This window comes from Sphingomonas sp. R647, assembly GCF_020177055.1.
Taxonomy (GTDB): Bacteria; Pseudomonadota; Alphaproteobacteria; order Sphingomonadales; family Sphingomonadaceae; genus Sphingomonas.
Genome location: NZ_JAIQXT010000001.1, coordinates 182,338 through 204,107 on the forward strand (window position 1 = coordinate 182,338; position 21,770 = coordinate 204,107).

Below are 21,770 nucleotides of genomic sequence, written 5' to 3' on the forward strand. Positions count from 1 at the left end.
CCGCAGGCTGTAAGGAAATTCGCAACTGATCAGCTGAACGAAGCTGCTGCCGGGCTGTGGCAACCAGGGCCCCCGGAACACTCAGGAGGACGTCTGCGGCAGCACGCCGGATGGAACCTGCCGCCTCGCGTGCATCAGCGTGAATTCACATTCCGATGCACGCCGCCTGCTCGATCAGGTTCTTTTACGGATTTGACGACGCGCTTCGTCGGCGATCGGATGCAGCAGGTCGGCTGCCTCTGGCCCGCCGACCATGCCATAGCCCATGCCATTGTCGGCCCAGACATATCCGACGACCTCGCCGTCACGATGTCTGGCCATCGGTGCATTCTCGTCGCGCTGCTTCATCGGCCGCATCAACATGGCGATGCGCCCCCCCTTTGCGTCATCGTACATGAGCAGGCCAGCCGGTCCGTTCCGGGTGGCTACGACACGCCCGCCCATGAGGCGATAGCCCGATCCCGACAGGTCCGGCAACGAAATCGGCATTGCGAGACGTTGCTCGACCCAGCGTACAAGGGCGTCGCTGTCCGCCGCCGCGATCTCGACGGGGTGGCCACCATCCGGACCGAACACCGCATAGGCATAGGACGCCTCCTGAGCGAGCGCGTCGATACCGGCGGGGTGATCCATGCCGATACCGCGCAGCATCCAGCCACCGCCGCCCCCGGCGACAAGGAGAAGGCAAGCCGCCGCAGCCGCCCGCCAGCCGGTCCAGTGCGACCGGCGGCGAGCCGCCACAAGGTGGCCCAGATCAAGCTTCAGCGGCACAGGCTCGGCCGCGATCGGCCCGAGCTCGGCGCGCAGTGCCTCGCCCAGAGCGCCGAACCGCGCATAGCGCTCGGCGATCTCGGGATTGCTCTCAAGATAGGTTTCCACCTCCAACCGGCGGTCATCGGGCAACGCCCCGTCGACAAGCGCGTGAAGATCGTCTTCTGAGATCGGACGGCTCATTTGACCCTCCTAAGCACAGTTCCAGTCGCCGCCAACCGATCAGGGCCATTGTCGAGCAACTGCGCCAGCCGATGTCGCGCCCGCGAGAGCCGGGACATCACCGTTCCGACCGGAATGCCAAGCACCACCGCCGTTTCCGCATAGGAAAGCTCCTCGACCGAGACGAGCAGCAACACGCTGCGCTGGTCGTCGGGCAGCCATGCAAGCGCATCGAGAATTCCGCGATGATGAAGCCGGTGTTCCTGCGCAGGAGCCGTCGCGAACGCGGCTTCATCCACGTCCTCGACCGTGACATGGACCCCGCGACGGGCGGTCTGCTTCAGCCGGTTGATCGCCAGATTGTGCAGGATGGTGAAGACCCATGTCCGCGCGTTGCCGTCAGACCGGCGCTGGTGCCAGCGGCTGATGACGCGCTCCAGGCAATCCTGCACCAGATCGTCGGCGGCGCTCTGGTCGCGCAGCAGACTGCGCGCATAGCGGCGCAGCGCAGGGATCAACGGTTCGACCAGCGCCATCATGTCCTGCACGCTCTTCTCCCGGACGCATCGTCGTCACGACGCGCGCGATTGCACCTGAACCGGCGGTCCATAGGCGCTCGTGGTACCCGGCATGATCACGAGGAACCGCGCGCGATCGCCCGTCGCATCGCGCACGACCTGTCGGATCGGTCCCACCGCGGTGACAACCGCCGCGCCAGCCGGGTTCGTCATGAAGCCCGCCAACGGCTCGATCGCGCCGCCGCCATCGGGCCGGGCCGCCAGTGCGAGTACATAAGGCTTGCGTGGTTCCAGTCCGGCGACCGCCGCCTGCAGCACCTGCGTCAACCCCTGGTCGAACAGCGCGACGCTGGTCGCAGTTGAACCCGATGACGGGCCGACCGGGTCCAGCGTGAGCTGGACAGCCTGCGACGCGAGGCCGAGCGGTGTGAGCCCGGTGGTTCCGCTGCCGGAGGGGACCGCATTGGGTACATAGACGACGGCTTGCGGCGCCTGACCGACCGGGATCTGCGCGACCACGCGCTGGCTTGTCGTGTCGATCGCGGCGATCATGTCGGCATTCTCCAGGCCGACATAAATACGGCTGCCGTCCCCCGAAGGCCAGAGTCCGTGGGGCAGCTGGCCGACGGGGATCGTCGCGACGTGCGCGAAGCTGTCCGTACGAAACACCTTCACGACATTGAGCCCCCCGATCGTGACATAGGCGAAGGTGCCGGCCGCCGTTCGGGCGAAATTGACATGGTTGGTCAGCGGCCCGGTGTCGATCGTGCGGATGATGCCAAAGGGCGGGCGCGCGTCAAAGACCATCACGCGCCCGATGTCCTTCAGCGTCAACCAGACCTGCGTTCCGTCGGGGCTCGCCGCAATGTTCGGACAGAAGGGCGAGTCCTGCTTGATCCGCCCGACGATCTGATGATCGGCCAGCCGGATCGCGACCGTCTGCGCGGTGAAGGACGAGCAGACATAGCCATAGACGCCGTCCGGGGAGAAGATCTGCATGCCCGGCCCGGCGGTCACCCGAATGCGCTTCGTCTCGGCAAATGTCGTGGTATCGAGCACTGCGATATAGTCTTCGCCGCGGACCGTAACCCATAGCTCGCGGCCATCGGGCGTGAAGAAGGCCTCGTGTGGCGACCGCCCGACATATGTCGTCGCCTTCACCGTGTTGGTCGCGGTGTCGATGAAGGTCACCGAATTGGAGCCGATCGACACGACCGCGAGCGTCTTGCCATCCGGCGCAAAGCCAAGGCCGTGGACGAGCAACTGGCCGCGATAGAGCGGGCTGAGACTGGCGGGCTGCGGATCGCCCAGCCGGATGACGCCGAGCAGGCGGTTCGTCGCTGGCTCGATGACCGATACCGTATTCGAGAATTGGTCGGCGGCATAAACCCGGTCGTTCGAGCTGATCCGCGTTTCCGCCGCTGGGACGGGCTGCGACGGTTGGCCGGCACGCGACGCGGCTGGCGTTGCGTCGATCCCGACTGCCAGCCGCATCGCCCGGATTTCGTCTTCCTGGGTGACGATGATTTCCTGCGCGAGCCGTCTGACCGCGACGTTACGGCTCGACCGCAGCACGGCGCGGGCCATATCGATCGCGCCCTGATGATGCGGGATCATCATGGTGACGAAATCCTTGTCGATATCGCCGGTCGGCGCGACGTGCATGTCCGCCATCATACGCTCCATCGCCACGTCGTTCTCGGCCAGGAAGGCGGCGGCCTCGGGCGAGAATTTCGTGCTCGGCCGGTCCGCCGACCCGGCGTGGTGATGGGCATGCTGCGCCGAGGCCGGAGCGAGCGCGATCGCCGCGATACCGATCGCGAACGCTACACCTGCATGTCTTGCACTTTTCATGTCACCATCCCTCCGCCATTCGCGATGATCGGTAGACAGTCGCGCAAGCCGATTATTCCCGCCGTCGAAATTTTATCCCGATTGGCGGGTCCGCGAATTTTCTATTCGGCGTCGGGAATAATACTCCGCATCGATTGTCTTTCGTGGATCACAACCACGAGGGACTTTGATCATGGTAGCCAGAGCGGCCATCGCGGCCTTGTTTGCGCTTTCCGCTTCGGCGACCGCGCAATCGACACCGGACCCCAAATCAGGAACAGCACAGAGGCCGACGCGCAACGTCGTTCTCGTGCACGGCGCCTTTGCCGACGGATCGGGCTGGCGGCGGGTCTATGATGACCTGATCGCGCGCGGCTATCGCGTGACCATTGTCCAGAACCCGCTCACCTCGCTGGCGGATGATGTCGCGGCGACCCGCCGTGCCCTTGACCGACAGGATGGCCCGGCCGTGCTGGTCGGGCATAGCTGGGGCGGGACGGTGATCACCGAAGCGGGCGTGCATCCAAAGGTCAGCGCGCTCGTCTATGTTTCCGCGCTGTCGCCCGATGCCGGGCAGACCACTGCGCAGCTCTACAAGGGCTATACCACGCCGCCCGAATTCGTGATCGACACGCACGCCGACGGGTTCGGTTTTATCAGGGCCGAGAATTTTCGCGCGGGCTTCGCCGCCGATGCCTCCCCGGCGGATGCGGCCTTTTTGCGCGACTCGCAGGTGCCGATCAACATGGCGGCCTTTGGTACGGTGCTCAAACATGCCGCCTGGCGCGCAAAGCCGAGCTGGGCGGTGATCGCAACTCACGATCGCGCATTCGATCCGCGCATGCTCCACGATATGGCCCGTCGCATCGGCGCCAAGGTCACCCAAGTTCCTGCGAGCCATGCGGTCTTCATGACCCAGCCAAAGGTCGTCGCCGATGTCATCGACGACGCTGCCCGTCAGGTCTCGGCGGCAAGTACCTAACCACCCCGGTTTCAACCCCGACCCGGATTTCCGATGCGCGTGCGGTGGCGTTTCCACCAGTCGCGCAATGGCGGAGCCGTGTCCGATCGAAAGACAATCTCATGACCAATCACGCCAGTCCTGCCCAAATCGCCGATTTCGAGCGCCGCGCACGCGAGAACCAGATGCGGCTCACCGCCAATCTGAAACCATCCTATGATTTCATCGTCTGCGGCGGCGGATCCTCCGGCTGCGTTATCGCCCGGCGCCTTGCCGAGAATGCCGACTGCCACGTGCTGCTGATCGAAGCAGGGGGCGATGATGCGGCCGAAAGCGTGCTCGACCCGGCGCTGTGGCCGACCAATCTGGGCAGCGCGCGCGACTGGGGCTTTCAGGCCGTGCCGAGCCCGCATCTCGACGGCCGCGCGCTGTCGATGGCGATGGGCAAGGGGCTTGGCGGCGGATCGAGCGTCAACGTCATGGTCTGGGCGCATGGCCATCGCAGCGACTGGGACCATTATGCCGCTGAATCCGGCGATCCGGCCTGGGGCGCCGATGCGGTCCAGGCGATCTATCGCCGGATCGAGAACTGGCAGGGTGTGCCTGACCCGGATCATCGCGGCAGCGGCGGCCCCGTCTGGGTGCAGCCTGCCGCCGATCCCAGCCCGCTTGCCGGCGCCCTGCTCGATGCCGCACAGGAACTCGGCATCCCGCGCTTCGACAGCCCCAATGGGCGGATGATGGCGGGCGCTGGCGGTGCCGCGATTTCCGACATGCTGGTGCGCGACGGGCGCCGCCACTCGCTCTACCGCGCCTATCTGCGGCCCTTTGCCGACCGCCCCAACCTGACCATCCTCACCGATACGCTCGTCCGGCGCATCCTGTTCACCGGACGCCGCGCAACCGGTGTCGAGATCGAGCGGGCGGGCGAAATCCGGTCGATCGGCGTCGGCAGCGAGGTGATCGTGTCGACCGGCGCGATCAACACGCCCAGGCTGCTCATGCTGTCGGGTCTGGGCAAGCGCCGGGACCTCGCGCGCTTCGACATCCCGCTGGTCGAGCACATTACCGGCGTCGGCCAGAATCTGCAGGATCATGTCGCCTTTTGCTGCACCTGGGAATATCGCCAGCCGCTTGCCCCGCGCAACAACGGGAGCGAGGCGACGCTCTACTGGAAGTCGCGGCCCGAACTGACCGCGCCCGACCTGCTGTTGTGCCAGGTGGAATTCCCGGTGCCGAGCGAGCGCACTACCGCGCTCGGCGTGCCCGAGCATGGCTGGACGATGTTCGGCGGGCTTGCCCATCCGCAAAGCCGCGGCGATGTGCGGCTCGCATCGAGCGATCCGCATGCAGCGCCGGTGGTCGATCCCAGGATGCTGTCCGATCCGGCCGACGTCGCGGCGGCGCGGGCATGCGTCAACCTGTGCCGCGACCTGGGCGCAGCGGCATCCTTCACGCCGTTCGTGACGCGCGAGGTGATCCCCGGCGCGGGCAATCCGACCGACTATCGCTTTTTGCGCGATGCGGCGGTGACCTATTGGCACCAGAGCGGCACCGCACGCATGGGCCGCGATGACCTGGCGGTGGTCGACTCGACCCTCAAGGTGCGGGGCGTGGAAGGCCTGCGGGTCGCCGACGGATCGATCTTCCCGACCGTCCCCACTGGCAATATTCAGGCACCGTGCGCCATCGTCGGCGAGCGCGCCGCACAGATCATCCGCGATGCCTATCGCTTGTGACGGCGGCGGCCGGTGCGCGACCGCCCTCACCGAGGTCGCCGCCGATCGCCAGGCTGTATCGCAACTGGGGCGATGTCGCTCCTGCGCGCTGCGCTCGGGGGTCTCGTTTGCGATTGAGCTTAATTACCGTTGCTGGCGGGAACGCCCGTCGCGTCGAGACGCGCGGCGGGAATGCCGTCGACCATTTGGTCGATCAGACTGCAGCGAGGCTCGGCCTTCACCGCGTGCCTTGTCCAGCTGAAGATGCCGGGCCGTGCCCATATGGGCTGCCTGCAGCGAATCAGGCCCGATGTGTCTGTGAATTCGAGGCGCGCAGCAGGCAGGGGTTTGAAGGCGGCGAGGGTGGGCATCTATCCGCTTGTTTCCATTTCTGCGCTGCGCTTGGCTGAACGCCAATAGCTGTTGCAGCACGGGGATTTCCGCTTTTCTTGCTGTTCCCGACGCCGGGCTTCCGCCGCGGCGACGGGAGTTGGCACATGGACAATCGCATCAAACTGGCGAGGCGGCGCAGGCTTCGTCGCGGCCTGATCGCTTCGGCACTGGGTCTCAGCATGGCTGTGTTTGCAGCCCATGCGCAGGATGTCAGCGAGAACCGCAACTGGCAGTTTGCAACGCCCCAGGATCTTGCCGCGCGGACCGCCGCGCTCGACCTGATCATGAAGCAGCGTGCCGGCGTCTATGCAGCGCCGGTCTACAATACGACCATCGATCGCCAGTATAATTGCTCTGTCGGCGCAACCGCCACCGGCAATCACGGCGCACAAAGCGCTCTGGCCAATTCGCCGAGCGTTACCGGCACGAGCGCCAATGCGACCGGCAATCTGGCGACCAGCTCGGGCAGTGGCGATAGCGCGGGCGCCGATGTCGATGTCGATGTCGATCAGCGCAATGGCGGTGCGGTCGGCGCTTTGGCCAGCGGGGATACCGGCGCTGTGGTGAATGGTCCTGCGTGGCAGGCATTGAATTCCGATCAGCGCAATAGCGGCAACCAGAATGCGTCGGTCTCGGGCAGCACTGCCTGCGGCTTCGGGGCGCTCAACTGATGCGTCGCGATGGATGGCGTCCGCTTGGGGTGCGCGGCGGCGCGCTGCTGGCGATCGGCCTTGCGCTTTCCGGCTGTGTCCGGCTGCAGGGCATCCGTGCCGCGCCGCTCGAGGTGCCGACCCTGGTCGGGCCGCCGGTGCGCGACAACCGCACTCCGCTGGACGGCGCCTTTGCCTGTTTTGCGTCGGACCTTGCCCGGTTGCCGTCGCGACGGCCGGTGATCGCGGTCGGCGATGTGCGCGACTATACCGGCAAATATTCCGTCAACGAAGGCACGGCGATCACCCAGGGCGGGGCGCTCATGGTGGCCTCGGCACTTGGCAAGCTTGGCGGGGCCATCGTCATGGCCGAACGCTTCGATCCGACGATTGGCGAGCGCGAGCTTGGCTATGTCGAGCGCCGCCAGCTCGGCGACGGGCAGGTCCACTCGGTAGCGGGCGGGGAGGGCAGCAAGGTCGCCTGGCTGCCCTATTATGGCGGGTCGATCGCCGCCTCGGACTTCTACATTGTCGGCGGCATCACCGAGCTCAACTACAATATCCGATCGGGCGGCGGGGAGTTTCGGATCGGGCAGACCGGGCCGAAGGCGCGCACCTATACCCAGTCGGTCGCGATCGACCTGCGCATCGTCGATACCCGCTCGCTGCTGGTCGTCCATGCACTGAGCCTCACCAAGCAATTCTCGGGCTATGAGGTGGGCTTCAATATCTTCCGCTTCTTCGGCTCCGAGCTGTTCGACATCAATCTCGGCGCAAAGGCGCAGGAGCCCCTCCAGCTTGGCATCCGCACTGCGCTTGAGGAAGCGACGCTGCGGCTGGTCGGCGCGGCTACGACACGCGATCCGGCACTGTGCCTGGCGACCGGTGTTGGCAGTGCCGCGCCGGCCGGTTGGGTTGGCGCGGGCCCCGCCATGTCCGCTGCCGCGCATTCAGCAGACGGTGCGGTCAACGCACTGGCGCCGGCTGCGGCGCCGCCGCTTCCAATCCTCTTCGAGGCGCAGTCCGAGCGCTTCGTCGCGGCAGCAGGCGCGCTTGGCGCCCGGGTCAGCGCTGCACGTCGGCTGGGCCCGGTCGAGCTGCTGCTCACTGCCCGCGCGAGTGAACCCGCCGATCCCGCCCGGCGCCATGCGCTCGCCGATCGTCGCATTGCCGCAGTCGTCTCGCTGCTGCGCGGGATCGGCGTGGCGGACGACATGATCCGCCTGACCTGGCGTCCCGCTGCAAGCGACGCGCAGATCTATCGCGAAGGCGCTGGCGACCAGCGCATCGCACGGCTGCGCGTCGCTGCAGCCGACCGCCAGTCTGAAGGGAGGTGATCACGACCGCCGCTGCGCCTGATCTTTTCCCTCACATCACAGGAACACTCCCATGCACCCAGTTTTTCGGTCTCGTCCCCGGCAGCGCCTTCTCGCCGGGATTCCAGCGCTCCTGATCGGGGCGAGCATGGTACCGGTCAGCGTGTCCGCCCAGTCGGGGCCGGTCACGACCGATACCGATCGCGTCAGCGCACATCGCCAGCTGAGCGCGCATTCCGACATCTCCAGTCAAACGCTGCCTTTAACCCCGGTACTTGCCGCCGACGCGCTGATTGGGGCCGATCTGCGCGTCCTGGGCATTGCTGCGCGGGCGCGCGCCAGCGCCAATGTGCTCGAAACACTGATCGATGACGAAGGGAATGCGCGCGAACCCCATTTCGCGCACGCCACGATCGGTTCGGGCGGGATCGACGCCGGGGGCGCTGTTGTCCTGTCCGGTTCGCAACGCGTGCGCGAGATTGAACTATTTGCGCGGGCGAACGCCGCGCCCACCGCGCTGCTCGGCCCGGTCGACGCCAGCATTGTCGTTCTTGCCGACACAACCCAGCGTGCCGACGGGCAAGGCAATGATCATCGTGCACGTCTCGATGTGCACGGGTCCGGGGTGGTCGCCAGCCAGCAGGACAGCGATGCGGCAACCAGCGTCCGCGCGACGCTGACGCATGCGGTGTCGCTGATCGCCGATGATACCGTATCGAGCCGGCTCACACTCTCGGGCAACGCGCAGGAGAGCGTGGCGACCACCAGTAGCGCCAGCCTCGCGCTCGCCGCATCGACAGGGGCCGACATGGCCGCTCCGGGCGCCGCGACGACGCGTCTTGATCCGCATGGAGCCGAGGCACGCGCGGGCGCTGCGATCGTGTCGAGCCAGCGATCTGAAGGCCTCGCCCTTGCGATGTCGGGTCAAGCGGGGCTTCCGGCGGGAACGCGGCTCCAGACCGGATCGCTGGCGCGAAGCGCGGCTGCGATCGGTCGCAATCGCCGCACCGCGCTCGGCACAGCCAATGATCTGCGCACCGCGCTGGACGTTGACGGAAAAGCGGCGTCTGCGGTGCTGAGTGCGCAGCAGTCGGACGGGCAGGTGCTGGCGAGCGTTGCGGGAGGCGAGCATGTTGGTTCGCTGGGGCGCGTCGACACATCGTCGGTCGCGGTTTTCGAAAATGATATCGCGGCGCGGTCGGCCGGCAATCTCGCCGAGATCGGGTTGCGCGTTTCTGGCGCAGCCGGGGCAGCTGCGCTCCATCCCGGCGCGGCTCCCGCTGCAGTCGCGCTGGTCGGGCAGGACGGCACCCACAGCACCAGCGCGCGCCATGCGATCCAGCTCGATCAACGCACCGGGCGTTCCAGTATCACCGCACGTGTCACTGACGCTGCGAGCCTGGTCGCGGTTGCCGACGGGCTCGACGCATCGCTGGTGACCATGTCGGACAATCGCCAGACGTCCGAGGCGCTGGGCAATGCCGCAGCGGCGGAGGTTGCGGTCGATGCGGCGCGGTTCGAGGATGGCGCCGCCCTGCTCAGCGCCCAGGACAATGACGCAGATCTGCTCGCGACCAATGGCACGATCGCTGCGCCGGCCGGCGCGAGCGTCGCGATCGGTTCCTCGCTGCGCGACGCGCAGATCCGCTTGCGTGACAATGGGGTCGCGTCGCGTGCGACCGGCAACCGCGCCGACACCGCGCTCTTGCTCGTTGCGGGATCGGTGGGTGACGCGACCGCATCTGATCGCGCACGCGCCGGCGCGCTGGACACCGGCTTTGGCGCCTCGGCCAGCCTTGCGCTGACCGCGGTGCAGCGGACCGGAAGCCCGGGCTATCGACCGCTCGTCCAGAGCGACGCGACCGGCCGGTTCGCGGTCACGGTGGCGGGCGTTATCGAGCGCGCGGAAATCGAGATTGCCGACAACGCCCAGCAAGCGACCGCAACGGCGAACAGCGCGGCCAATGCGCTGGGGCAGGCGGCAGCCGGCACTGCAACGAGCGCGCTCGCGGCTTCACAATATGGCGAAGCGACCGTGCTTGCGAATACGACGATGCGGTTGCTGGCGCCTGCCATGGCCATGGACTCGCGCGTTGCGATCAGCGGCAACCGCAACCAGGCAATCGCGACGATCAACACGCTCGACAACCGCCTGAGCGCAACCGGATCGGGAGCCGGCTCAGAAGCGTCCGCCGCGGTGGTGGATGCGGTCACGGATGCAGCGATTGCAGGCGATCATGTCCTTGCCAGCGCCCAGTTCGCGGCGGGAACCGCGATGGCGCGTGCGATCACGACGCTTGAGGGGGCATCGGGCGGCAATGCAACGCATCCGGGCGGTGCTGGCGCAAGCGTTCTGGTCGGCGGCAATGCGACCCTGTCCGAGGCGGCCGGAAACCGCGCGCTCAATGCGGTCGTGTTCGATGCGTCCGCTTCGGCCGGGCTGGTGTCGAGCCAGACCAATGCCGCCTCGGTCGGGGCCTATACGACCGCCAGCGCCTTGCTCGAAGTGCCGCAAACTGGTGTCGGGCTGGCCAATGCCACGATGCGGTTCGAGGGCAATAGCGGCGCCGCGCTTGCGCGCGGCAATGTCGCCGACAACAGCATCGAAATCGACGGGGCAGGGCGCGCGACGCAGGGCCGCTCGGCACTGGTCAGCAACCAGGTCAACACGGGTTCGATCACCGCGTCTGTCAGTGGCTCAGGGCCGGTGGTCCTGCTCAATCATGCCGGCTCGGTCATGGCGGCGAGCTCTGCACGGATCGAGGGCAACAGCCTGACGGCGACCGCCTTTGGCAATGGCGCGGCCAATCGCGTCGCGCTGTCCCCGGCCAGCGCCGGCGCATCGCTGGTCAGCCATCAGACCAATCACGGGCCCGTCCTTGCGCAGGTCACCGGCGCCGTCGGGGGCCTTGCTCCGGGCGCGGCCCACTCCGGCTCGGTCAGGATCAGCAATACCAGCCTCACCGCAACTGCAACCGGCAATGTCGCCTCCAGCGTCATGAGCGACATGCGCTAGTTCCGTAGCGGGGGTCTGTACCCCCTCCGGGCCACCCGCTGCGGGGGAAGGCCGTCACGCTCCCCCTCGCGTGGCGGCCTTTCTACCTGTCGTGACGATGACCGGCCGGTTCGGGCGATAGCGCTGCTCGATCAGCGCGAGGAACTGCGCCAGCGCCGGGTTGGGGTTGGCGCTGTGCCATTGCATGCACTGGTCGAGCCGGGTCGCACCGAACGCATCATGCACCTCGCGCCACAGGATCTTTGGCGTCGCTGGCGCTGCGCCGGCGAGCACCGCGACACGGGTTTCGCCCGCAAGAATGGGCAGGTTGTCGCGGCTGACCGCCTGGATCGCGATCTTCGCGATTGTCCCGGGGCCGGTCATGCGCGCGGCGATCATCGCGGCGATGAGACTGCCTGGATCGGCCCTGGTCACAAGGAACGACATGCCGCGAAAATCGGTCCAGTAGAGCCGCTCGCTGCTGGCGAGCCGATGACCGACCGGCAGCGCGATCATCAACGGCTCGCTCCACACCGTCAACGCGCAGCGCGCGCCCGGGTCGCCTTCCCCCGCGATGATCGCGAGGTCGAGCCGGTCGCGGTCGAGCGCGTCGAGCAGCTGCGCGCGCCCGTCCTCGATCGCCTCGAGCGCGACCTGCGGAAATGCCTCGCGATAGGCATCGAGAATGGCGCGCAGGTCACCCCCGGCGAGCGAGGCGTGAAAGCCGATCCTCAACGTCCCGCGTCTGCCGCACGCAAGCGCCTGTGACTCGCGCGCGAGGCGTTCAAGGTCATCGACGATCCCGCGGGCTTTTTGAAGAAAGTGAAGCCCCCCCGCGGTCGGGGCGACACCCTGGGTCGAGCGGGAAAAGAGCGCGATCCCGATGCGCTGCTCGAGATAGGCGATGCGCTTGCTCAGCGTCGATTGCTTGACGCAGAACCGCTCGGCAGCCTGGCTGAAGCTGCCGGTCTCCGCAGCCGCCAGCGCATAGCGCAGCAGATGAACCTCGATCATGGCGCATCCCTGTCCGTCTTGCCCCGGTATGGCGGCGCGCAGCGGGCAGAGTGGAAAGGGAGGACAAAGCTTTCAACTACCAGAAATGGTGGGTCGCGCCTGCGCACCGAAGGTCGGACACGGCGTCCGATGCCTCCATTCCGGATCATCTTGGGTGCCCGGCCTTGCCTTGCGCTTTTGCGGGCGGCTAGACTTGCCCGGTGCCGTGACCATGGCACCGAGGCGTGAGAACCTCGTGTGGGTGATCTTCACATGGCCTTGCGGCCGGGTGGCCAACGCGCATGTCCAGGCCTTGCGGCTAAAGGCGTCGGCGCATGTTCCCATACATGTTCTCAACACCCGGCCTGCCGCCGGATCCGTCTCGCTTGCGGAGACGGATGATGCGTGCGCGCGATGCCCGGGGCAGTCCCCACAGTGTCGATCCCGGGGACTCCGGGGTGCTCCCAGCTGGGCAGGGAATTCTTGGCGATGCCGAGCGCCACGGGCTGGATCTGCTCTATCGCGCGCAGCGTCCATCGCTGCTTGCGCTGTTCATGCGCGGTCGCAAGGATGCGGGCGATGCCGAGGATCTGGCACAGGAAACGTTCCTGCGCTTTGCGCGTGCGCGAACTGCAAGCGGTCCGGTCGAGCAGCCCGGCTCCTATCTTCGGCAGATCGGTCGCAACCTGATCCGCGACCGCGCCCGCGCGCCGGCAACCCGCCTGGTGACGGTCGACAGCGAGGTTACCGATCATGCCGTTTCGGACGCAGATGAGCTTTGCCGCCTCGAGGCGCGCGATAGCCTGCGGCGGATCGAGGCCGCGATGCTGCAGCTCAAGCCCAAAACCCGCGAGATCTTTCTCGCGCACCGTCTCGATGGCATGAGCTATGCGCAGATCGCGCAGGCGACCGGATTGAGCGTGAAGGGTGTGGAAAAGCAGATGACGAGGGCGATCGCCCAGATCCGGCGTGCAATGGATCGCGACGCATGAGCGGCGATGTGCGCGCGGCTGCGGCGGCCTGGTGGAGCGCGATGCGCGGCCCGGACGCCTCGGCGCGCCGCGCCGCGTTCGAAGCCTGGCTGGACGCCGATGCAGCGCACCGCCGCGAATATGCGCGCGTCGAACAGGCGTGGGAGGCCGCGGCGGCGCTTGGCGCGAGCGATCTCGGGCGCGCGCGCACGCTGAGGCGCCACCGGCCGCGCTGGATGCCGCAGGCGCCTGCGGTCGGGCTGGCTGCGACGGCGTGCGCGCTGCTTCTCGCCTTGTTCCTCTTGTGGCCGCAGGGCGCGCTGCAGCAAACAGGGACGGCGCAGCTGCTCACGCTGCGCTCGGCGGTGGGGGAGGTCCGCACGCATCGCCTGCCCGATGGCTCGAGGATCACGCTCGACACCGACAGCGCGGTCGCGGTGCGCTTCGATGCGACCACGCGCCGCGTCGAACTGCTCAAGGGACGGGCACGGTTCGAGGTGCGGCCCGATCCTGCGCGGAACTTCGTCGCTCAGGCGGCGGGCGTTGCGATCGGGGCCCGCGATGCGCAGTTCGATGCGCAGATCCGTGCCGACGGGCTGTGCCTCACGAGCCTGCGCGGCGGCCTTGATGTGCGGCCCGTGGCCGGCGGCCCGGGGGGCGCGGCGTTCCAGCTGGCGTCGCAGCAGAGGGTGCTGGTCGGCCCGTCGGGCCAGCCGCGTGCCGCGCCGGTACCGGCCGGGAAGGGGAGCGCGCAATGGGTCGCGGGGATGCTGGTGTTCGAGCGCGCGCCGCTCGCGCAGGTGCTGGCGCAGACCAATCGCTATTCGCAGCGGCAGATCCTGCTCGATCAGCCCGCGCTCGGCGCGCTCGGGGTGACCGGATCCTTCCGGCCGCTGCCGGTCGAGGGGCTTGCCCGCGCGCTCGCCGCCGCGTTCGACCTCGAGGTGCGGCAAGGAGAGGACGGTAACCTCATTCTCGCGCGTCCCTGAATTTTTTTCGGGGGGTGTTTTGCTCCTCGCTCGTCCTTCCCTCCCAACCGCGCCCGACGCGGCAATCCGGGAGGACGACATGAAGACACTCAAGTTCGCGCTGGTCTGCGCATCGACCATGCTCATTGCGCCAGACGCGCTGGCTCGGCAGGCGGACGCGCAGACCTATGATATCGCCGAGACCGATCTTGGCCGGGCGCTCAACCAGGTCGCGGCCCGGTCGGGACGGCAGATCCTTGTCGCGGACGATCTTGTCCAGGGTCTCCGGGCGCGCCGCCTCAAGGGGCGCTATGCCCCCGAGGCTGCGCTCGCCGCGCTGCTCGCGGGCACCGGGCTGCGCGCAGTGGTGGTCGGCGATACGCTGGTGATCCGGCGCGCCGACGCGCCGGACCAGGATATGGCGGGCGAGGAAGTCCTTGTGACGGGCACGCGTATCCGTGGCCATGGTCCGGTGGGTTCGGCAGTGGTGACGATCGATCGTGCGGCCATCGATCAGGCGGGCTTTTCGACCACCCAGCAGATCGTTCAGTCGATCCCGCAGAATTTCGCAGGCGGCGCCAACGAGAATACCGCCGGGCTGCTGACCGCGGCGGGGAACGGCAATGCCGGGCGCGGATCGAGCGTCAATCTGCGCGGTCTTGGCCCGACCTCGACCCTGCTCCTCGTCAATGGCGATCGCCCCCCGCTCGGCGGCTTTGGCGGGACCTTTGCCGATCTGTCGGTCATCCCCGCCTCGGTCATCGAGCGCGTCGAGATTGTCGCCGATGGCTCCTCGGCAATCTATGGATCCGACGCGGTCGCGGGGGTGGTCAATGTGATCACGCGCCGCGATTTCGATGGCGCCGAAAGCAACTTCCGCATCGGCACCGCCGATGGCGACGCGCAGGAATATCAGCTGAGCCAGCTGCTCGGCACACGCTGGGCAAGCGGGCATGCGGTGGTTGCCTATGAATTCTACCAGCGCGACGCGCTCGCCGCGGCCGACCGCGCTTATGCGACCGACGATCTGCGCCGCTTTGGCGGACCCGACCGGCGCGGTCCTTATGCGGTCCCGGGTACGATCCATGCCGGCGGGACGAGCTTTGCCATTCCAGCCGGTCAGAACGGCGTCGGTCTCACCGCCGCGCAACTGACCGCGGGCACGGTCAATCTCGGGGACCGCTGGCTTGGCGCCGATCTGTTGCCCCAGCAACGCCGCCATTCGGTGTTCGCAGCGATCAGCCAGAATGTGGGAGACACGCTCCGCATCTATGCCAATGGCCTCGCGACCTGGCGCAGCTTCACAAGCGCGGTGCAGCCGAGCGGGGACACGCGGCGGACGGTGCCGGTGACCAATCCCTTCTACGTCGATCCGATCGGCACCAACCAGCCGATCGGGGTCAATTACAGTTTCGTGCGCGACCTTGGACCCGAGCGCGACGCGGGCCAGGTCAATGCCTATGGGCTGACCGGCGGTGCCGAAGCGCGGCTCGGGCCATGGCGGGTCGATGCCCATGCCACCTGGGGGCGGCAGGACGAGCGCTACGCCATCTTGAACCGGGTGAACTCGGCCAGGCTCGCGCTGGCGCTCGCCGATCCTGATCCCGCGACCGCCTATAATCTGCTCGGCGATGGCGCCACCACCAATCGCGCGACGATCGAGTCGGTGCGCGGCTATTCGAGGCGCAGCTTCTATGGCATGTCCTGGTCGGCGACCTTGCGCGCCGATGGCCCGCTGTTCACGCTTCCGGCAGGCGCGGTGCGGCTCGCAGTGGGTGCCGAGTATCGCCGCGACCGCAATCGCGATGGCGAGACCATCTCCTATACCGCGACGCTCGATCCGCGCGTGACCGCGCCAACCCCGCTGCCCGATGCGCGGATCGTCAAGGCGGCCTATGCCGAGCTGCTGATCCCGATCTTCGGGGAGGGAGCGCGCCTGCCAGGCTTCCGGCGGCTCGACCTGTCCGCGGCAATTCGCACCGAAGACTATTCGGATTTCGGAAGCACGCGAAACCCAAAGATCGGCCTCGTCTGGGAAAGCCTGCCTGGCGTGCGCATCCGCAGCAGCTACGGGACCTCGTTCCGCGCGCCGCTGTTCAGCGAGATGCGCCAGGACCCGAGCTCGATCGGCTATTTCGCATTTCCCGTCGCCGATCCCCAGTCGCCGACCGGCACGTCGAACCTGCTCGTCATCCGCGGCAATGATCCCAATCTGCGGCCCGAGCGCGCGACGAGCTGGACGCTCGGCGTTGATCTCACGCCACGCTTCGTGTCGGGTTTCCGGTTCAGCGCGACCTATTTCGATGTCGATTATCGCGACCGCATCGCCAGCCCCGCGCCCAATCTCGCCAATTTCCTGGTCAACCGGAACATCTATGACCCGATCCTGACGCCCAATCCGACCCCGGCGCGGATCGCGGAAGTCTATGCCTCGCCTTATTATCTCGACCTGTTCGGCATCCCGCAGACCGCCACCTTTGTCGCCGAGGCCGATGCGCGGCTGCAGAATCTGTCGGTGGTGAGGCAGTCCGGGCTCGACCTCGATATCGGCTATGCGTTCGGGATCGCCGGCGGGCAGGCCGAGATCGGGGCGGTTGCGACCCATATCTTCCATATCCGCCAGGCGCTCACCGCAACTGCAGCCGCGATCGATGTGGTCGACACGATCGGCAACCCGGTCGATCTGCGCGTCCGCGGTCGCGCCTCCTTCGAAAAATCAGGCTTTGGCGCGGCGCTGTTCGTCAATCATGTCGATGGCTATTGGAACCGCACGACCGCCGTGCCGCAGCGCGTCGCCTCCTGGACGACGTTCGATCTCAATCTGAGCTATCGGTTCAGCGAGACCAGCGGCGCGCTGGCGGGTGTGCGTGTCGCGCTCAACGCCAGCAACCTGTTCGATCGCGACCCGCCCTATGTGACCTATACGGTTGGAAGCTACACCAGCGGGTTCGACGCTGAAAATGCCAGCCCGCTGGGCCGCATGATCGCGCTCCAGGTCACCAGGACATGGTGACCCGCCTGGGCCTTGCCGTGCTGGTTCTGCTGCTCATCGGCCCGGTCGCGTCTGCCCAAGCGGCGCCGGCCGGATGCCGGGAGCGCCTGTTGCCGCCCATCCCCGGGGCGGCAACAGGCCAGCGGCCGATTACCGGGCGCGACCTGATCGAACTGCGCGACTTCGGGCGGCTCGACACTGGCGCCGCGGGAGCGCCGGTTTTCTCGATCTCGCCCGATGGGCGCTTTGCGGCGATCGCGCTGCGGCGCGCCGAGGTTCGCACCAACCTTTATTGTTTCGGGATCGCCCTGGTGCGGCTGGACGGGTCGGCTCCGGTCAGGCTGGTCGATGTTGGCGGCGCCTTCATTCCCTCGCTCAACGACATCCGCGGCGTGCCCGCGATTCCCAACGGGACGCCGGTCGCGCTCGCGCCGCTCTGGTCGCACGATGGTCGCGCGCTCTTCTACCTGCGGCGCGACCATGGGCTCACCCGGCTGTGGCGGGCCACGCCCGACGGCACAGCGGGGCGGGCGGTCACCGCGCTGTCCACCGACATCCTCTCGGTCGAGCAGGCGGGCGATGGCCGGACCCTGTTGCTGGCCACGCGCCCCAGTCTTGCGGCCGCGCGCGAAGCGATCGATCGTGAGGGGCGAAACGGCTTTCATTTCGATGCGCGCTTCTGGACCGTGTCCGAGGCAAGGCCGCGCCCGGCACTGCCGCTTCCGCTCACATTCAGTGCGTTCGACCCGGACCGCATGACAGTGCGGACGCTGTCGCCGGCGCAGGCCGAGGCGCTGCGGTCACGCGGGGCGCAGGACCGGCCGCGCGGCGCGGTGCTGTTCGCTTCGGGCGGGCAGGGCAGGGCATGGACCGTGCCCGATGACCCGCGCCGGTTCCTGTCACCCGCGCGGCTTCATGTCGAGGTCGGCGGGCGCGCGCTTGGCTGCCCCGATGCCCTTTGCGGGCGCGGCATCGGCGGCATCTGGTGGGTCGGCGACATGCTGATCATCCTGCGCGGTGGTGGCCCTGAAGATCAGGGACGGCTCAGCCTGTACAGCTGGCGGGTCGGCACCGAGCGAGCGCCGCAGCTGCGCTTCTCGAGCGATGCCGCGCTGCTTGGGTGCGCGCTGCAGGGTGCCGCCCTGCTCTGCGCGCGCGAGACCGCGACCGAGCCGCGTCATCTCGCCCGGATCGCGCTTGCCGACGGCCAGGTGACCAGGATCTTCGACCCCAACCCCGAATTCGCACAGGTGGCGCTGGGATCGGTGGCACGGCTCGCCTGGACCGATGGTCGGGGGGCGCGGACCTATGGCGATCTGGTGCTGCCGCGGTTCCATCGGTCCGGCGAACGGCGCCCGCTGATTGTCGTCCAGTATCAAAGCAGGGGGTTCCTGCGCGGCGGGACGGGCGATGAATATCCGATCCATCTTCTGGCCGAGCAGGGCTTTGCGGTGCTGAGCTTCCAGCAGCCCGCCCGGCTTGCGGCGACCGATGCCGCACCCGACCTCAACAGCCTGCAGAGGATCAACATTGCAGAATGGGCAGGGCGCCGCGCGATTCTCGCGGCGTTGCATGCCGGGATCGATGCCGCGATCGCGCGCGGCGCGGTCGATCCCGCCCGGATCGGCCTGACCGGCATGAGCGACGGGGCCACCACGACCCAGTTCGCGCTCAACACCTCGCAGCGGTTCAGGGCGGCGGCGATCAGCTCGTGCTGCGACGAACCATCGGGGCTGTTCGCAATCGGACCTGCCTATCGCGACGCGCTGCTGGCCTGGGGCTATCCCCGCCAGTCGAGCGACGATGGTGAGTTCTGGAAACCCATGTCGCTCAGCCGCAATGCACCTGCAATGAGTACGCCGTTGCTGATCCAGGTGCCCGATGCCGAATATCGCGGCGCGCTCGAGGCGGTATCGGCGCTCGAGCAGCATGGCGCACCGGTCGAGATGTACGTGTTTCCCGACGAACATCATGTGAAGGCGCAGCCGGCGCATCGCAGCGCGATCTACCAGCGTGCGATCGACTGGTTCGGCTTCTGGCTGATGGACCGGCGCCCGGCGCGCGGCACCCGCGACGCCGAGGTCGCGCGCTGGGAGCAGATGAAGGCCGCCGCCCGGCCGTGATCAGCACTGCCATGCCCTGGCCCAGGCTTCGACGTCCGCCAGCGCCAGAAGGTCCGCCACCGCCTCACCATCGGGCATGGCCTGGGCGAGCGCGTCCGCGATGCGCGAGGCATCGGCGATGCCCTCCCGGACAAGCAGTCCGTCGAGCAACATGCCGCGCAGCGCAGCACTGTTGGACCGGATCACGCGCGCACCAAGGCTGTCAAAGGCCGCCTTGGTGCGCCGCTCGATCACCGCGCGCGGTAGCAGGTCGCGAAACGCCTCGCGGGCGATCGCCCGGTTCTCGCCGCGATCGAACCAGAGCCAGGTCGGTATGCGCAGACAGGTCTCGACGACGGGCTGCGCGAGCAGCGGCGAGCAGATCGGGCCAATCGCCTGACGTCCAAAGCCCTCCATATGGTTGAGAGTGCTGAGCAGCGCCCAGACATGCCGGCGTTTGCCGGGCAGGCTCGCGGGAACCGCTTCAAGCCATGGGTTGCCGACCGGCCAGGGCAGATCGGCAAGCGCGGCCCTGGCGAGGAACCGGTTGGTGCGGGGCTTTGGCAGCAGGCGGTCGCGTTCGAACCGTCGCCCGAATGCCGAGCGTGCGGCCTCCCAGAAGGTAATGTCCGCGATCTCTGCGACATCCATGGTCGTGTGCGCCGCATGCCTGCCAAGGCCATGCCGTCTGATCACATCCACGATCGGGAGCGCTGACTGGAGATGGCAGAAGACATTGTCGCCACCACCGCCACTGAAGAACATGTCGGCGCCGATCGCGCCGGCAAGGCGCTGCAGCGGCCGGTCGAGCGCCTGCGCGAAGGATCGTGCGCACGGCCAGGGCAGGGCTGCTGAATCCGACCGGGATATATCGACTGCGGCGACCGCGAGGTCGAGCTCTTCGAGCTCGAGGCCATGATGGGTGGCGACCGCGCGCGCATAGCTGCGTTCGTCCGAGTCGCCAGGAAGCGGGACAAAGGTCGCGCAGGTCGGAGCGGCGCCGGCCTGGGCGAGGCTCGCGGTGACAATCGAGGAATCGAGCCCGCCGGAGAGCTCGACAATCGGTCGCGCGCAGGTGCGGCCCCAGGAACGCGTCGCCTGCAGCACGGCTTCGCGCACCGCCCGCGCCGCCTCGGCGCGGTCGACAAGCTCAAGCTCTGGACGGGTGAAGCACCAGGGCGACCAGATCTGCCGCGTCGCGGACGCGCCCTGACCAAGGCGCAGTGCCGTGCCCGGCGGCACTTCGCTGATCCCGCGCAGCGCGGTCCGCGCCGGGCGCAGATCGCGAAAGGCGAGCGCCTGGGTGAGGATGGTGAAGTCGATCGTCGGCGATACAAGGCCCATCGACACAAGTGCGGCCGGGGTCGAGGTGAGGATCTCGATGCCGTCGGCCTGCGCTGCATAAGCGGGCACCATTGCCGAGGGATCGCGCACGACCTCGACCGCATCGTCGCACGCGCGCAGCGCAAGATAGCCGCCCCAGAAGCGGGTGACGAACCGCTCGGCCGGCGCGTGCAGTTCGGGGTCGTGGCCAGACACGTCGAAGCTGGCGCTTCGTCGGTCGAACAGCCTGCCCCAGATGATCGCATTGCCGCCATTCGGGATGAGATGGGGGCTCGACGGGCGGCCGAGGAAAACCAGGCGGGGTGTGTCGACCAGGACCGCGAGGCCCTGGCGGGACAGGTCTTCAAACGCTGCCGACAGCTGCGGGGCAAATGGCCTGCCGGGATCGCGGATGAACGCGAAATAGGGATCGATGATCATCAGACCACCAGGATCGGCGCATAGCGCCGGACATGGTCAGGATGATCGTTGAGCAGCAGGCCGTCTGTCTGCAGCCAGCAATGCGCAAGAAACGGCTCGGCGGTGACTCCAACGACAATCTTGCGGGGAGGGGCGGTGTCGCCAAGCCAGCGATCGAGCGCGAGCGAGTCGAGCAGGCAGTTCTTCGCGATCGGCACCAGCCGTCGTGCGCGGTGATAGGCCGCAAGCATCGCCGGAGCGAGGGCCGGGCCGGCCGGGAGTGCTGACCGCTGTGCGCGATGCGCACCGAGCAGGGTTTCGAGCCGACGGGTCCGCAGCGCCAGCCAGGTGCCAATTACCTCGCCTGCCAGACGCGCGGCGCCGAGGCGGGGCAGGGCGTGCGCCAACTCCTGATGGGGAACCGCATTGGGGATGGAGACCGGCGCGGCGCGCGCGCTGAGCTGCCTGAGATCGGATCGCTCAACCAGCCTGCTGCGAACCAGGAACGCGGCGATTATGGCAGGTGCTGCCCCGCCGCCCTGAGCGAACCAGTCGCGCACGTGCGGGGCAAGACGCGCGGAGACCCGGAAATAGCGGTCGGCGCGAAGATCGAGCAGGATGACGGCCTCGCCGGCAAGGCAGGCGGTCAGATGGGGGAGGAGCGTCCAGATCACCACAGGTCCT

Annotated in this window: 16 protein-coding genes; 9 read left to right on the plus strand and 7 right to left on the minus strand. The window is 67.7% G+C overall.

Annotated features, from left to right (window positions below):
- Positions 1–174: 174 nt before the first annotated feature.
- Genes K9B35_RS00750 through K9B35_RS00760 form a run of 3 tightly spaced genes read right to left on the minus strand, consistent with a single transcriptional unit; the run spans position 175 to position 3,305 of the window.
- Positions 175–954 carry an anti-sigma factor family protein gene (locus tag K9B35_RS00750; protein WP_224919898.1) on the minus strand — a complete coding sequence of 260 codons (780 nt, stop codon included), beginning with the start codon at positions 952–954 and terminating at the stop codon, positions 175–177.
- The gene (locus K9B35_RS00755) at positions 951–1,472 is read right to left on the minus strand and encodes an RNA polymerase sigma factor (protein WP_224920482.1); all 522 of its coding nucleotides are present in this window, start codon (positions 1,470–1,472) and stop codon (positions 951–953) included. Before K9B35_RS00755 ends, K9B35_RS00750 begins: the two co-directional genes overlap by 4 nt.
- Before the next feature lie 33 nt (positions 1,473–1,505).
- Positions 1,506–3,305 (minus strand): YncE family protein, encoded by a 1,800-nt coding sequence (locus tag K9B35_RS00760; protein ID WP_224919899.1) that lies wholly within the window; start codon positions 3,303–3,305, stop codon positions 1,506–1,508.
- Between the two features lie 289 nt (positions 3,306–3,594).
- On the opposite strand from K9B35_RS00760, the gene K9B35_RS00765 reads away from it, so the two are divergent.
- Positions 3,595–4,266, plus strand: a complete 672-nt coding sequence (locus tag K9B35_RS00765; protein ID WP_318245942.1) for an alpha/beta fold hydrolase — start codon at positions 3,595–3,597, stop codon at positions 4,264–4,266.
- Between the two features lie 101 nt (positions 4,267–4,367).
- Entirely contained in the window at positions 4,368–5,984 is a 1,617-nt protein-coding gene (locus tag K9B35_RS00770) for a GMC family oxidoreductase (RefSeq protein ID WP_224919901.1), read from the plus strand.
- A 119-nt stretch (positions 5,985–6,103) separates the two neighbouring features.
- Here the strand turns inward: K9B35_RS00770 and K9B35_RS00775 are convergent, their stop codons facing one another.
- Complete coding sequence (locus K9B35_RS00775; protein ID WP_224919902.1) at positions 6,104–6,334, minus strand: hypothetical protein; 231 nt, start codon at positions 6,332–6,334, stop codon at positions 6,104–6,106.
- Positions 6,335–6,535: 201 nt separating this feature from the next.
- On the opposite strand from K9B35_RS00775, the gene K9B35_RS00780 reads away from it, so the two are divergent.
- From K9B35_RS00780 to K9B35_RS00790, 3 genes are all read left to right on the plus strand, one after another.
- On the plus strand, positions 6,536–7,027 hold the full coding sequence (locus tag K9B35_RS00780) for a hypothetical protein (RefSeq protein ID WP_224919903.1): 492 nt from the start codon (positions 6,536–6,538) through the stop codon (positions 7,025–7,027).
- Complete coding sequence (locus tag K9B35_RS00785; RefSeq protein WP_224919904.1) at positions 7,027–8,343, plus strand: CsgG/HfaB family protein; 1,317 nt, start codon at positions 7,027–7,029, stop codon at positions 8,341–8,343. The genes K9B35_RS00780 and K9B35_RS00785 overlap by 1 nt, the downstream gene beginning before the upstream one ends.
- A 127-nt stretch (positions 8,344–8,470) precedes the next feature.
- Positions 8,471–11,338 carry a hypothetical protein gene (locus tag K9B35_RS00790; RefSeq protein WP_224919905.1) on the plus strand — a complete coding sequence of 956 codons (2,868 nt, stop codon included), beginning with the start codon at positions 8,471–8,473 and terminating at the stop codon, positions 11,336–11,338.
- Between the two features lie 54 nt (positions 11,339–11,392).
- On the opposite strand, the gene K9B35_RS00795 is transcribed toward K9B35_RS00790, so the two are convergent.
- Positions 11,393–12,331: a LysR family transcriptional regulator gene (locus K9B35_RS00795; RefSeq protein WP_224919906.1), complete on the minus strand. Its 939-nt coding sequence runs from the start codon at positions 12,329–12,331 to the stop codon at positions 11,393–11,395.
- Between the two features lie 380 nt (positions 12,332–12,711).
- On the opposite strand from K9B35_RS00795, the gene K9B35_RS00800 reads away from it, so the two are divergent.
- From K9B35_RS00800 to K9B35_RS00815, 4 genes are all read left to right on the plus strand, one after another.
- On the plus strand, positions 12,712–13,302 hold the full coding sequence (locus K9B35_RS00800; protein ID WP_224919907.1) for an RNA polymerase sigma factor: 591 nt from the start codon (positions 12,712–12,714) through the stop codon (positions 13,300–13,302).
- Complete coding sequence (locus tag K9B35_RS00805) at positions 13,299–14,270, plus strand: FecR family protein (RefSeq protein ID WP_224919908.1); 972 nt, start codon at positions 13,299–13,301, stop codon at positions 14,268–14,270. The genes K9B35_RS00800 and K9B35_RS00805 overlap by 4 nt, the downstream gene beginning before the upstream one ends.
- Positions 14,271–14,349: 79 nt before the next feature.
- Positions 14,350–17,262 (plus strand): TonB-dependent receptor plug domain-containing protein, encoded by a 2,913-nt coding sequence (locus K9B35_RS00810; RefSeq protein ID WP_224919909.1) that lies wholly within the window; start codon positions 14,350–14,352, stop codon positions 17,260–17,262.
- Positions 17,256–19,364, plus strand: coding sequence for an Atxe2 family lasso peptide isopeptidase (locus K9B35_RS00815; protein ID WP_224919910.1), 2,109 nt, complete (start codon positions 17,256–17,258; stop codon positions 19,362–19,364). Before K9B35_RS00810 ends, K9B35_RS00815 begins: the two co-directional genes overlap by 7 nt.
- Here the strand turns inward: K9B35_RS00815 and K9B35_RS00820 are convergent, their stop codons facing one another.
- Positions 19,365–21,107 carry an asparagine synthase-related protein gene (locus tag K9B35_RS00820; RefSeq protein ID WP_224919911.1) on the minus strand — a complete coding sequence of 581 codons (1,743 nt, stop codon included), beginning with the start codon at positions 21,105–21,107 and terminating at the stop codon, positions 19,365–19,367.
- Complete coding sequence (locus K9B35_RS00825) at positions 21,107–21,763, minus strand: lasso peptide biosynthesis B2 protein (RefSeq protein WP_224919912.1); 657 nt, start codon at positions 21,761–21,763, stop codon at positions 21,107–21,109. The genes K9B35_RS00820 and K9B35_RS00825 overlap by 1 nt, the downstream gene beginning before the upstream one ends.
- Positions 21,764–21,770: the final 7 nt, after the last annotated feature.